This window comes from Corynebacterium sp. HMSC14H10, assembly GCF_001807105.1.
GTDB lineage: Bacteria > Actinomycetota > Actinomycetes > Mycobacteriales > Mycobacteriaceae > Corynebacterium > Corynebacterium jeikeium_D.
The window spans coordinates 1-12,173 of sequence record NZ_KV787441.1; the positions used below are offsets into that span (position 1 = coordinate 1).

General features: G+C 59.2%; 12 protein-coding genes. 2 read left to right on the forward strand and 10 right to left on the reverse strand.

Features of this window, described 5'->3' with window-relative positions; all coding sequences use genetic code 11:
- Window positions 1-114: 114 nt before the first annotated feature.
- From HMPREF3135_RS11180 to HMPREF3135_RS08060, 5 genes are all read right to left on the reverse strand, one after another.
- Entirely contained in the window at window positions 115-216 is a 102-nt protein-coding gene (locus HMPREF3135_RS11180; RefSeq protein WP_003855542.1) for a 30S ribosomal protein bS22, read from the reverse strand.
- A 241-nt stretch (window positions 217-457) separates the two neighbouring features.
- The gene (locus HMPREF3135_RS08045) at window positions 458-649 is read right to left on the reverse strand and encodes a helix-turn-helix domain-containing protein (RefSeq protein WP_005509751.1); all 192 of its coding nucleotides are present in this window, start codon (window positions 647-649) and stop codon (window positions 458-460) included.
- A 263-nt stretch (window positions 650-912) separates the two neighbouring features.
- On the reverse strand, window positions 913-1,722 hold the full coding sequence (proC, locus tag HMPREF3135_RS08050; RefSeq protein WP_070439082.1) for a pyrroline-5-carboxylate reductase: 810 nt from the start codon (window positions 1,720-1,722) through the stop codon (window positions 913-915).
- Between the two features lie 102 nt (window positions 1,723-1,824).
- Entirely contained in the window at window positions 1,825-3,147 is a 1,323-nt protein-coding gene (locus tag HMPREF3135_RS08055; RefSeq protein WP_070439085.1) for a hypothetical protein, read from the reverse strand.
- A 1-nt stretch (window position 3,148) separates the two neighbouring features.
- Window positions 3,149-4,087 (reverse strand): Ppx/GppA family phosphatase, encoded by a 939-nt coding sequence (locus HMPREF3135_RS08060; protein WP_161798518.1) that lies wholly within the window; start codon window positions 4,085-4,087, stop codon window positions 3,149-3,151.
- 34 nt (window positions 4,088-4,121) lie between these two features.
- Here HMPREF3135_RS08060 and HMPREF3135_RS08065 point away from each other — a divergent pair, with 34 nt between their 5' ends.
- The gene (locus tag HMPREF3135_RS08065) at window positions 4,122-5,054 is read left to right on the forward strand and encodes a DUF3109 family protein (protein ID WP_070439088.1); all 933 of its coding nucleotides are present in this window, start codon (window positions 4,122-4,124) and stop codon (window positions 5,052-5,054) included.
- Window positions 5,055-5,105: 51 nt separating this feature from the next.
- On the opposite strand, the gene HMPREF3135_RS08070 is transcribed toward HMPREF3135_RS08065, so the two are convergent.
- The 5 genes from HMPREF3135_RS08070 to mshA all read right to left on the reverse strand — a co-directional run bounded on the left by HMPREF3135_RS08070 (window position 5,106) and on the right by mshA (window position 9,868).
- Window positions 5,106-5,801, reverse strand: coding sequence for a response regulator transcription factor (locus HMPREF3135_RS08070; RefSeq protein WP_016421979.1), 696 nt, complete (start codon window positions 5,799-5,801; stop codon window positions 5,106-5,108).
- Window positions 5,802-5,804: 3 nt separating this feature from the next.
- Window positions 5,805-7,112 carry a sensor histidine kinase gene (locus HMPREF3135_RS08075; protein ID WP_016421978.1) on the reverse strand — a complete coding sequence of 436 codons (1,308 nt, stop codon included), beginning with the start codon at window positions 7,110-7,112 and terminating at the stop codon, window positions 5,805-5,807.
- 130 nt (window positions 7,113-7,242) lie between these two features.
- Complete coding sequence (locus HMPREF3135_RS08080; protein ID WP_016421977.1) at window positions 7,243-7,989, reverse strand: phosphoglyceromutase; 747 nt, start codon at window positions 7,987-7,989, stop codon at window positions 7,243-7,245.
- A 71-nt stretch (window positions 7,990-8,060) separates the two neighbouring features.
- Window positions 8,061-8,546 carry a type III secretion system chaperone family protein gene (locus tag HMPREF3135_RS08085; protein ID WP_048732346.1) on the reverse strand — a complete coding sequence of 162 codons (486 nt, stop codon included), beginning with the start codon at window positions 8,544-8,546 and terminating at the stop codon, window positions 8,061-8,063.
- Window positions 8,547-8,605: 59 nt separating this feature from the next.
- Complete coding sequence (gene mshA / locus HMPREF3135_RS08090) at window positions 8,606-9,868, reverse strand: D-inositol-3-phosphate glycosyltransferase (protein ID WP_172620248.1); 1,263 nt, start codon at window positions 9,866-9,868, stop codon at window positions 8,606-8,608.
- Window positions 9,869-10,126: 258 nt separating this feature from the next.
- Between mshA and HMPREF3135_RS08095 the strand changes: the two genes are divergently transcribed.
- The gene (locus HMPREF3135_RS08095; RefSeq protein WP_083280638.1) at window positions 10,127-11,962 is read left to right on the forward strand and encodes a long-chain-fatty-acid--CoA ligase; all 1,836 of its coding nucleotides are present in this window, start codon (window positions 10,127-10,129) and stop codon (window positions 11,960-11,962) included.
- Window positions 11,963-12,173: the final 211 nt, after the last annotated feature.

Below are 12,173 nucleotides of genomic sequence, written 5' to 3' on the forward strand. Positions count from 1 at the left end.
CCCCCCCCCAACGACAAAACCCGCCCTATCTCAACGAGACCGGGCGGGTTTTGCGTTTAAAACGTGTACGCGACGCAGCACGCGCGCTCCTGCGATAACGGCAGGAATGCTGGCTTACTTGCCGAGCTTACGACGCTGCACGCGGGTACGGCGAAGCATCTTGCGGTGCTTCTTCTTCGACATGCGCTTGCGACGCTTCTTAATGACGGAACCCATCGGCTCGACCTCGCTATTCGTTGACGGAAATTTCTTTTCTTGCACAATGGCGGCGTACTCAATGCGGCCTTACAACCGCCGAGATGTCACGCCCTTTTTCCTTCCGCCTTCACAGCTAGATACTTCATGACTTGAAGACGATAGGAAACAGGGGCGCAGCACAGCACCATGTACTAATCGGATTAATCATAGCGGGGACATATGCGTTCAGGTCAAACAGCCCCGCTTAAAGGCAGAAAAATTAACCCGCGTTGTAGAAGGAGGAGTCCAGGTATTCCTTGACTGCGGACTCATGGACGCGGAAAGAACGGCCAACGCGCACTGCCGGCAGCTCGCCAGCGTGAACCAGGCGGTAGACGGTCATCTTAGATACGCGCATGATGTCAGCAACTTCCGCAACGGTCAGAAAGGTGCCTTTATCTGCATTCTGCATTAGTAAATATTCCCTTCAGCGCACGCGACGCGCTGCAGGCTTCCCCTCCTGCAGAAAATCGTGACACGCACGTGCTTTTCATATCCTACCGGTAGGCAAGGTGCCGGTGCGATTTTTGATAAAAAATAGGGGCATTGGCGAATGGTGTGACAGTTGTGACTAACCCATCGTCCCTGCGTATCGGATTAGCTACTGCCCCTGACCATTTCCAATGCCCCAAATATTGGGGTTACTTGTACACCCGCTTCCACGCGGCGAAATACTTATTTACCCATCTCGTTGGCCTTGTCATAGCAAGCCTGCAGCGCACGATGCACCGCACGACGAATGCCCTCTTCCTCGAAAACTCGGGTGGCCGCAGCGGTTGTACCGCCCGGCGAAGTGACATCGGCACGCAACGCAGTCGGGTCCGCGCCTTCCTGCATCATCATCTCGGCCGCACCAGCAGCCGTAGCCGACGCCAGACGCTTAGCCTGATCACGCTTGAGGCCCAGGTTCACACCCGCATCGGTCATCGCCTCGACGAACTGGAAGAAGTAAGCCGGACCAGAGCCCGAGACTGCAGTGACTGCAGACATCAGCGACTCATCGACAACCTCAACGCTGCCGACCTTCTCCAACAGTTCGACAACCTCGTCGGTCTGGCTCTCCGTGACAAAGCGGCCCGGCGCGACTGCACAGACACCCTTGCCCACCAGCATCGGGGTATTCGGCATGACGCGGATCACCGGAGTACCGACAGCACAGACGCTTTCCATCTTGTCCAGCGTGATGCCAGCCGCCATCGACACCACGATGGTGTCGACCTCAGAGTCATCGAGCACGTCGGCAATCTGCTCGAGCATGTCGATAATCAAGTACGGTTTTACGCACAAGAACACCACGTCGGCACCGTCGACGGCCCCTACTGGGTCGTCGGCATCGACAATGCCGTAGGTCTCCTTCAGACCGGCCAGGCTCTCCTTGGTGCGCCCCACCACATAAATCGAGGAGGGCGAGACACCACCGTCGATGAGACCACCGACGAGTGCGCTACCAATCTTTCCGCCACCAATTACAGCAATTCTTGTCATGGACGCTAAGTGTGCCAAAACTGGCCCACACATGCGAATGCAGGGACCGGAAAACTACGCTTCCGACCCCTGCATCAGGTGATGATTATTCTGTTGACCCCACTACAACTGGAAGAGGATCCAGGGGCCAAATGTCAGCGCCAAACCGACAAGTCCCGCGAGAATCGGTGTCAGTTTGTCCTTCTCACGGCGCAGGTAGTTTGCCATTCCCGCGAAGCCACCAGCAACTACGAGAGCCATGATGACAACCACAATCTTTGGCAGCGACGACCAGGCCATGGTGAAGCCCAGGAACACCAATGCACCAGCAATCAGACCCACGAAGACCTGGATTAGCAGCAACGGCACCGAGAGGGAATTGTCCTCGGCGTAGCCATCGCGCGCGACGGCCTTGCCCTTGGAGCTCTTGGATTCTTCACGCTTAACGACGTCCCGGGGCTCCGCCTGCTTCTCGTCAGCTGCGGCCTGGGTCGGTGTGGTCTCGACCTGTGCAGCCTCAGCGGGGGCGTCCTCGGTCTGCTCGATATCGGCCTGTGCGCCTTCTGCCTGTGCAACTTCAGGAGCGACAGCGGCTGCCACTGCCGCCTTGGAAGCGGCACCGGTATCGGCGTCAGCGTCGGCAGCCTCGAAGGTAGCGGTTTCCTGAGTGGCTTCAGCCTCAGCAAGCTGTTCACCGTCAACGTCATCCGATTCAGCGGATGCCTCAGACGATTCGTCGACATTGTCCTGGACAACCGGAATGGAGGCAGTCGGACGGTCGTCGTAAGCGTTGGAACCGGTGAGTACTGCACGAGCGACTGGCCCCGGCTCCCCAAGCTGCTGCGACTCGTCTGCCATGTCACGCAGCTCGGTGAAGGTATAGGTAATCTCCGAACGCTCGGAGTTGACCATGACCGGACGGGGTTCCATCGGAATTGCCAATGGCACCGCAGGGGCTGCTGGCTGCGCAGTTGGTGTGCTCTGCGCGGCTTGCTCCTGCTGCGGAGCTGCCGGTGCAACCGGTGCAGCCGGTTCTTCAGCAACTCCGGCAACCTCGTCAGCTTCGGCCTCGGCCTCAGCTTGAACCTCATGCTCCGAAGAATCCGCCCCTTCAGCAACTACCACTGACTCAGCGACAGCCTCCGAGTGCTCCGGAGCTTCTACCTCCGGTTCGGTTGCCTGCGCTTCTTCGGCGGCGTTGGCCGCAGCTTCGTCGGCAAGCAAATCACTCGTAGTCGTCTGATCGTCGTCTGCGTTGGAAAGAGCGTGAGCACCACGTCGCGGTTCGTCGGCCTTTACACGAGGGATTGAGCCGGTGAGTTCCTGAACGGACACACCGCCTTCTTCAAGGCTGCGTCGACGGCGGCGCCGCGGTGGTTCAGAGGGGGCTCCCTCCTTCTGCCGCCGCGCCAGCAGTTCGGCAACGGTGAGCTTTTCCTCGCTCATCTCAACCCTTTCCGTATAGGTCACTGTCCAGTCGTCGGAAGATGATGCCCTCGCGCAGCGCCCAAGGACAAATCTCGACCTTCTCTAATCCCAATGCTCGCATACTAGCCTCTGCAACGAGAGCACCTGCGACAATTTGGTGAGAACGATTCGCACTAACACCCTCAAGTTCAGCACGGTCAGCCGCCGTCATGCGGGAAATAAACGCAATCAACTGGCGCAAACCAGCGGCAGTCAGAGTGCGCTTAACCCGGGGACCAGCAGCGGAAGGCGCCGCACCGGTCAGGCGGGCGAGAGTGCGGAAAGTCTTCGAGGTGGCGACAGCCAAGTCCGGCTCACCAAGCGTACGCAGATGACGAGCTGGCTCAGCGAGCTCAGCATCAATGTAATCGCGCAGCAGGTCAATCTTCTTGCGCTCCGGCGGATCGGTCTCGAACCACTCGTGGGTCAACCGTCCCGCACCGAGCAGCAGTGAGTACGCCGCCTCCGGATCTTCATCAGTACCCGACGTCAGCTCAAGAGAACCGCCACCGATATCCAGGTTGATTAGACGACCAGCAGACCAGCCGTACCAGCGCCGTACTGCCAAAAAGGTCAGACGAGCCTCATCCTCACCGGAGAGAATCTGCAGCTTAATGCCAGTTTCTTTCTCAACGTGGGCGAGAACCTCGTCCGCATTCGTGGCATCGCGAACAGCTGAAGTGGCGAAGCTAATCATCTCTTCGCACTTCATCTGCTCAACCAATTCCTTGGATTCAGCGACGTAGCCCGTCAGCTTGTCAATGCCCTTCTTGGACAGGTTGTTGTCCTTATCCAGGTACTCGACCAGCTTCATCGTCGACTTGGAATCGCTCATCGGAGTCGGATGTCCGCCCCGGCGGGCGTCCACCATCACCAAGTGGACGGTATTACTACCTACATCTAATACACCTAATCTCACTCTTAGTAGGTTAGACGGTCTACGGTGTATTGGTGTGAATCAACCCCACCCCCGCCCCGGTCGCGGACCGCAACCGTCTCCCGCTGAAGTCGCCTATGACTTTCCCCGCGAGTGGTTCGAGTTCGCCCACCCGGAGGACCCAGAACATATCATCACCTGCGACCTAACCTGGTTGATGAGCTCCTATCAATGCGCTTTCGGCACCTCCGCTTGCCAGGGCATCGACTCCGCGAACGCGGATGTCGGATGCTGCGGCCATGGCGCCTTTATCACCGACGAAGAAGACCGCGAGAGGGTTATTGACGTCGTAAAGCGAATGGAAGGCGACTCCGCAGAGCCCCAGTGGTGGCAGAACCGCCCCAAACAAACCCTGAAGTGGCTCGAAACCTACGAAACCGACCCCTCCGAACCGTTGGAACCGTGGTTAGTGTGGGACGAGCTTGACGACGAAAACGGAGAGCCTGAGCCTGCTCTGAAAACGAAGGTCGTGAAGAATGCCTGCATTTTTGCCAACCGTGACGGGTGGCGCAATGGTGCGGGCTGTGCCATCCACCAGTGGGCAATGGCCAACGACATTGACCCCGTGAAGGTCAAGCCGGATGTGTGCTGGCAGGTGCCGCTGCGCCGACTGGAGGACTGGGAGGAACGCCCAGACGGCCAGGAGATTCTGCGCACGACCATTACTGAATATGATCGTCGTGCCTGGGGCGATGGCGGCGAGGACTTTGAGTGGTTCTGCACGGGCGCGCCGGCCACACATACCGGTGGCGAGCCGGTGTGGCGCACGCACAAGTCCGAACTAATAGAGCTCATCGGCGAAGAGTGCTACGAAATTCTCGCGGAGCACTGCCGTGCCCGAGAAGCAGCGGGCGCGGCCAAGGTTTTCGGGCCGAGTGGCTACCCACTGCTGGCGATTCACCCGGCCACACGCGCAGCGGCCGAGGGGCTGGCACCGGACGAGGTTTAAGTCGAGGTTTCTCAGACCGCCGGCGGAGATCGTCGGCAGCAGTCTGCTGAGCTAGTCCTCGAACTTGTAACCCAAGCCGCGAACGGTGACCAGGAACTCCGGCGAGGAAGGATTGCGCTCGATCTTGGAGCGCAGGCGCTTGATGTGTACGTCCAGCGTCTTGGTGTCGCCGACGTAGTCGGAGCCCCAGACGCGGTCGATGAGCTGGCCACGGGTTAGCACACGACCACGGTTGCGCAGCAAGTACTCCAGCAGGTCGAATTCCTTGAGCGGCATTGCGACATCATCACCGTCAACGGTGACCACGTGGCGCTCGACATCCAGCACGACCGGACCGCCGCGCAAGACCTCCTCGTAGATATCCTCGACATCGTCGGAGTCGTCGTGGCGACCGCGGCGCAGCACAGCCCGGATACGGGCAATAAGCTCCCGGGAGGAATACGGCTTGGTCACATAGTCATCCGCACCAATTTCGAGGCCGACGACCTTGTCAATCTCAGTGTCACGGGCGGTGACCATAATCACTGGGACAGAGGACTTTAAGCGGATGTTTTTGCAGACCTCGGTGCCACTCATACCTGGCAGCATGAGGTCCAGCAGCACAATGTCCGGTTCTGCCTTGGAGAATTCTGCAAGTGCTTCCTGGCCGTCAGCGGCCATCCGCACCTCGAATCCTTCGCGCTGCAGCAGAAACGCAAGCGGCTCCGCCAAAGCCGTCTCGTCTTCGACAATAAGTACCTCAGTCACGGATTACTTCATTCCTTCCTTGGAATCCTTGTTCTGGGAATCCTTATCCTTGCCACGGGTTTTGCCCGTACCGCGCTGCGCGTTTTTCTTAGCCGCAATTTTACCCGCAGGCTGGGTGTGGCCGATTGGCAAACGTGCAGATACATCGCCATCATTCGACGCGGAACCGTTCTTTTCCATCAGCGGGAGCTCAATGGTGAAGGTCGATCCTGTGCCCAGCCGACTCCACAGCTTCACGGTTCCCTTGTGATTCGCTGCGACGTGCTTAACAATTGCCAAGCCCAGACCGGTACCGCCTGTCGCCCGCGAGCGTGCCTTATCCGCACGGAAGAAGCGCTCGAAGATACGCTTCTGATTCGCCTGGGAAATGCCGATACCGCGGTCAGTGACGCGGATAGCGACGGTGTCGTTATCCTCCTTGACCGCAGTCACAGATACAGGCGTGGCCTCTGGCGAGTAGTTGATCGCATTTGAAATCAGGTTGGACACCGCGGTGATCAGCAGGCTGCGTTCACCTTCAACCACCAAATCCGGCTCACAGTCAACGGTGATTTCAATACCCGCCTGCTCCGAGAGCATCTGGTTACGACGCACAGCTCCTTGGACAATCTCTTCAACCTTCACGGGAGACATGTCCGGCAGCGGCTCTGCCCCCTGCAGCTTCGACAGCGAGATGAGTTCCGTAATCATGGTCGACATCCGCTTGGACTCCTGCGTCAGGCTCTCACTAAAGTGACGCACGGCAACCGGGTCGTCGGTAGCTTCATTCAGCGCCTCGACCAAGAGGCTGATGGCCCCCACCGGAGTCTTGAGCTCGTGGGAAACGTTAGCCACAAAGTCACGTCGCGCGGCCTCCATACGGGCCTGTTCGGAGACATCCGCCGCATAAATCACCACAAAACGGTCGTCCACCAGCGACAACGGAGTTAGCTGACAGCGGACAATTGTGTCCGGCGCCCCCGCCCGGCGCGACGGCAGCACCAGCGTTAGCTCCTGGTCCTCCTGCGAGTCAAAGACCTTGAGCGCAGCTTCCCAGCCCACGTCATTGAGGCGGCGCTCATAGACCAGCCCTAACTTGTGCGCCATGGAGTTCGACAAAATCAAATCACGTGAGATGTCAACGACCACCACACCCGTCGGAGACTTCTGAATGGCCAGGTGCATGACCTGCGCCATGGTGGTTATTGAACTTTCCTCGTCGCTCTTCTGACGCCGAGCGGCGTTATAGGCACCCGAGACAACTCCACCAAGAATCAGCACAGCTGCCATAACCGCAGCACCTAATAGAGCGGCGATAATGATTTTTGACACGGGTCTTACCCTAAGCTCTTTTCACAATCCGCGCGCGCTGAAAATCAGTGCGCTAGCTAGCTCTAAATAGACCAAGGAGCACAGCCCCACTTGGCTGCGCCCCTTATCGGCCTATCAAACACCTACATTTTTACTTGTTGCCCTGAGCAGCAACAGCAGCAGCACCTGCAGCTGCAGCTTCCGGGTCCAGGTAGGTGCCACCCGGGTTCAAAACCTTGCCCTCAGCATCAAAGTCGTAAACCAGCGGGATACCGGTCGGGATGTTCAGAGCGGCAATGTCCTCGTCCGAGATGTTGTCCAGGTGCTTGACCAGTGCACGCAGGGAGTTACCGTGAGCTGCCACCATGACAGTCTCACCGGCCTTCAGACGCGGCAGGATTTCCTCTTCAAAGTAAGGAATGAAACGCTTCACGACGTCCAGGAGGCACTCCGTGCGCGGAACCTCATCCAGGTTGGCGTAACGCGGGTCATTAGCCTGCGAGAACTCGCTGTCATCCGACAGCTCCGGCGGCGGAGTGTCGTAGGAGCGACGCCAGGACATGAACTGGTCCTCGCCGTACTTCTCCTTGGTCTCTGCCTTGTTCAGACCCTGCAGAGCACCATAGTGGCGCTCGTTCAGACGCCAGTCACGGATAACCGGAATCCACAACAGGTCAGCGGTATCCAGGGCAATGTGTGCGGTGTTAATTGCGCGACGCAGCAGCGACGTGTAGAGAACCTGCGGCTTCAGGCCTGCCTCTACGAGCATCTCACCGGCACGTACTGCCTCAGCGCGGCCCTTGTCGGTCAGTGCAACGTCGACCCAGCCCGTGAACTGGTTGGATGCGTTCCACTCACTCTGGCCATGACGGACAAGAATCAGTTTTCCATTGCTCATACCCCTAATTGTGCCCCAAAACGGGAAAGCCCGCCGTTCGTTGCCCCGCTATGTGGGTTGCTACCCCCCGGCTACTCAACCATGTGGCGGAACTGCTCCAGATTGGCCAGGTTTTCCCCACGGTCAACCCGCCACTCCCACTCACGCTTAATTGCCGATGCAAAGCCGCGTTCGAGGATCTGGTTGAAGTCCCCATCGGCCGTCTCCAGCAGCTGACCGAGGAGACGGTCGAGGTCATCGTCGGAAAGCTCAGCGGGCAGTTGACCGACCAGGTAGATGTCGCCGGCGGCATCGATGGTGTAACCGATGCCGAACAGACGACGGTTGCGCTGTAGCAACCACTTGTAAACGGCCTCGTGGTTTTCTTCGACCGCGCGACAGACGAAGGCTTCAACACGCAGGGAGTCCGGCGCCGGGATGAGGCCGACGATAGTCTTGAGCTTCTTCTTACCAGGCAGGACCACCACGGCGGCATTGTCTGCAATACCATGCTCGACACCGAGGCGTTCCAGCTGCTCACCGAGGGATTTCAGCTGTACTTGGATGTCCGTGCTCATCGTGAATCATCTCCCTGTTTTTGTGGTTACGGCCCTGGCGATACTGAAGCTAACGAAACTTACCGGGAGCCGCCCGCATCCCGGATAGAGCCGGGACAATTTTCCTTTTGGAGTTCGGTTCGATGATAGACATCGGCCAACCGATCCACGGTCTTTTGCCAGGAAAACTCCAAGGAGTGCTCACGCGCCTGGGTGGCCAACTTAATGCGCAGCTCGTCGTCCTCCACCAGGCGACCGAGGGCATCGGCCCAGGCTGCGGGCTCGTGACCGTCGACAAGCAAACCGCTGACCCCATCGTCGACAGCGATGGAGAGCCCGCCGACATTCGCCGCGACAACGGGAGTGCCAGTGGCCTGAGCCTCCATCGCCACCAACCCGAAAGTTTCGTTGTAACTGGGCACGGCGACAATATCTGCGGCCTGGTAGAGCTTCGCCAGGTCCTGCGGCGGGCGCGGGGGCATGAAACGGACCAGGTGGTCGATCCCCTCTTCCGCGGCGAGATTGGTGAATTCGTCGGGCGCATGCAGCCCAGAACCGGAAAGTCCACCGCAGATAATCACTCGGACATTAGTGGCGGGATGGCGACGCATGAGCTCACCGACACCCCGCAGCAATACCTGCGGGCCTTTCAGCCGCTGCAGCCTACCGACGAACAAAATGACCTTAGTGTGCAACGGGATGCCCAGCTCACGACGGGACCGCTCGGTGGCACGATCACTGCCCGGCGAAAAGAGCTCCACGTCCACCCCGGGCGGCACGACATTGATGCGCCACGGGTCGGCATCGTGGAGATCCGCGAGCTGCTTAGCTTCGGCATCTGTATTGACGATGAGCCGGCACGCATTGTCCACAATCTGCTGCTCACAAATACGACGCGACTCAGGCTCTGGCGTATCCCCCTCCGCCAGATGGAGGTTCTTCACCGCCGCCAGCGTGTGCGCCGTGTGCACAAACGGAATATCAAGCAAATCCGACAGCAACCACCCCACCTGGCCAGAGAGCCAGTAGTGCGAATGAATCAGGTCGTATTCAATCCCCTGTTTGCGGGCGAACTCAATAACCCCGCCAGCAAAAGCCGGCATCTGCGTAGCCAGGTCTGACTTCTCCAGCCCCTCATATGGGCCAGCCACTATGTTGATGACACGGAAATTCTCACTGACCTGAATCACCGGCCCATCGCTGGAACGCGTGGCGCGGGTGAAAACATCCACCTTCACACCGCGTCGTGCCAGCTCCTCGCAGGTGCGCAGCACGTAGACATTCATGCCACCAGCGTCACCGATGCCCGGTTGCTCCAGCGGAGAGGTGTGCATGGAGATCATCGCGATGCGGTTCGGCCACGCCGGGGTGTTAGAGGTGGCTGCGTCTGCGCCCGCCGTTGCCGCCGGAAATGTTTCGCTCATACTGCCCAGAGTGCCTACGCCAGGGGCAACCCCGCAAATGAGTACCTCAAATACGTGTATCGGAATTCCGGCATCGCAGTGCGACGTACGGCACAATAGAGGTCGATACCTACTACGTCGTAGGTTATTATCACCTCACGACATATTCAGGTGCTAAACAAAAACTAGGAGGACCCCATGGCCGATACATCCAGCTCGCGCGCTGAAAAAAACTCTGCCCCAGCTAACGGTTCGACACCCAACGCTGCTATTTCCAAGGCCTGGCTGAACCTGTATCCGGAGTGGACCCCGCCTCACATTGACTACAACTTCGACACCCTCCTAGATGTCTACCGCCACACTCTGAGCAACCACCCGCGCCGCAAGGCACTGACCTTCTTCGGTCGCTCTACCTCCTATGCCGAACTGGATGCCAAGGTTCGCAGCGTTGCCGCCGGCCTGCGCGCACTCGGTGTACGCAAAGGCGATCGCGTGGCACTGCTCATGCCGAACTGCCCGCAGCACGTCATCGCCTACTGGGCAGTTCTGCATCTCGGCGCTGTTGCCGTAGAGCACAACCCCCTCTACACCGCCCACGAGCTGCGCCATCCGTTCAACGACCACGGTGCCCGCTTTGCCATCTGCTGGGACAAGATCGTCCCCGTACTTGAAGACCTTCGCAGCAACACCCCGCTCGAGACCATCATTGCGGTCAACATGCTGCAGGATCTGCCGTTTGTCATGCGCACCGCCCTGTCAATCCCGCTGCCGAAACTCCGCGCCGCCCGCGCTAAGCTGCACTCTTCCGCACCGCAGGTCATGGGTTTTGATGCTTTGCTTCACGACGCCGTCGGCGGAGACGGCCACGACCTCCAGGCCGATGAGTCCATCACTGCCGATGACACTGCAGTGATGATGTACACCTCTGGCACCACGGGCTCGCCGAAGGGCGCGCAGCTGAGCCACCGCGGGCTGGTCGCCAACATTCTGCAGGGTAAGGCCTGGGTACCGGGCCTTGGCAAGGAGCGGGAAATCTCCCTTGGCATCCTGCCGATGTTCCACGCCTACGGCCTGACCATTGTCACTAACTTGTCCATGCTGATTGGCGCTGAACTGGTGCTGGTGCCGTCACCGGAGATTCCGCTGATCATGAAGGTGATGAAGAACAATCGCCCAACATGGGTTCCTGGTGTGCCGACCCTCTACGAGAAAATTGTCGAAGCGGCCGAGCTGGATAATGTCGACCTCTCCGGCGTGAAGTTCGCCTTCTGTGGCGCCGCTACCCTGCCGGTTTCCCTCGTGCAGAAGTGGGAGAAGCTCACTGGTGGTCGCCTTGTCGAAGGCTACGGCCTCACCGAAACCTCTCCGATTATCGTCGGCAACCCGATGGACGGTAACCGCCGCCCCGGCTACGTTGGCCTGCCATTCCCGGACACCGAGGTCGCCATCGTTGACCCCGAAGATCCCACCAAGCTCCGCGCTGACGGCGAGGAGGGCGAGGTCATCGTCCGAGGCCCACAGGTTTTCGCCGGTTATCTCAACCTCCCGGAGGCAACGGAGAAGTCCTTCACCGATGGGCCTGCTGAGCTTCCCGCTGGCGACCGTTGGTACCGCACCGGCGATGTCGGAGTCATGGAGTCGGACGGCTTCATCAAGCTGGTTGCCCGCATCAAGGAGGTCATCATCACCGGTGGCTTCAATGTCTACCCGGCCGAGGTCGAGGAAGTACTGCTCTCTCACCCGGACATCACCGATGCCACGGTCGTCGGCCTGCCGAAGAGTGACGGCTCCGAGATGGTCGTGGCCGCGATCACCCTTGCTGACTACGCCCGACTGGATTCCGACGCCTACCGCGACCACTGCTACGACAACCTGACCCGGTACAAGGTGCCGCGCGCATTCTTCCACCTGGAGGAACTTCCTCGCGACCAGATGGGCAAGGTCCGCCGCCGCGATGTCCGCGACGTGCTGCTCACGCAGCTGGAGCAGAAGGGCCAGAGCGTCGATTCGCTTTCCCACCGCAAGCACCATTAGTTCACGGTGGTTTTGTAGTTGGGATAGGGGCCTGGGTAGAGCGGGCTCCTATCCCTTTAAGGCGGACCCCGGCTCCCCCCCCAGACTTAGTGACTAGGTTTATGACAAAAAACTGAGGGTGAATAATATTCACATGTCATAAACCTAGTCACTTTCTCTATCCCCGACCCTGAGAGAAGGCCCGGGAGCGCAAGCTGAGGACTACTCAGCG

What these genes read in the sequence shown, in the direction of transcription:
- HMPREF3135_RS08095 (WP_083280638.1), top strand. Translation starts at nt 10,127, where the DNA reads ATGGCCGATACATCCAGCTCGCGCGCTGAAAAAAACTCTGCCCCAGCT.
- HMPREF3135_RS08045 (WP_005509751.1), bottom strand. Translation starts at nt 649, where the DNA reads ATGCAGAATGCAGATAAAGGCACCTTTCTGACCGTTGCGGAAGTTGCT.
- HMPREF3135_RS11180 (WP_003855542.1), bottom strand. Translation starts at nt 216, where the DNA reads ATGGGTTCCGTCATTAAGAAGCGTCGCAAGCGCATGTCGAAGAAGAAG.
- HMPREF3135_RS08085 (WP_048732346.1), bottom strand. Translation starts at nt 8,546, where the DNA reads ATGAGCACGGACATCCAAGTACAGCTGAAATCCCTCGGTGAGCAGCTG.
- proC (WP_070439082.1), bottom strand. Translation starts at nt 1,722, where the DNA reads ATGACAAGAATTGCTGTAATTGGTGGCGGAAAGATTGGTAGCGCACTC.
- HMPREF3135_RS08055 (WP_070439085.1), bottom strand. Translation starts at nt 3,147, where the DNA reads ATGAGCGAGGAAAAGCTCACCGTTGCCGAACTGCTGGCGCGGCGGCAG.
- HMPREF3135_RS08080 (WP_016421977.1), bottom strand. Translation starts at nt 7,989, where the DNA reads ATGAGCAATGGAAAACTGATTCTTGTCCGTCATGGCCAGAGTGAGTGG.
- mshA (WP_172620248.1), bottom strand. Translation starts at nt 9,868, where the DNA reads ATGATCTCCATGCACACCTCTCCGCTGGAGCAACCGGGCATCGGTGAC.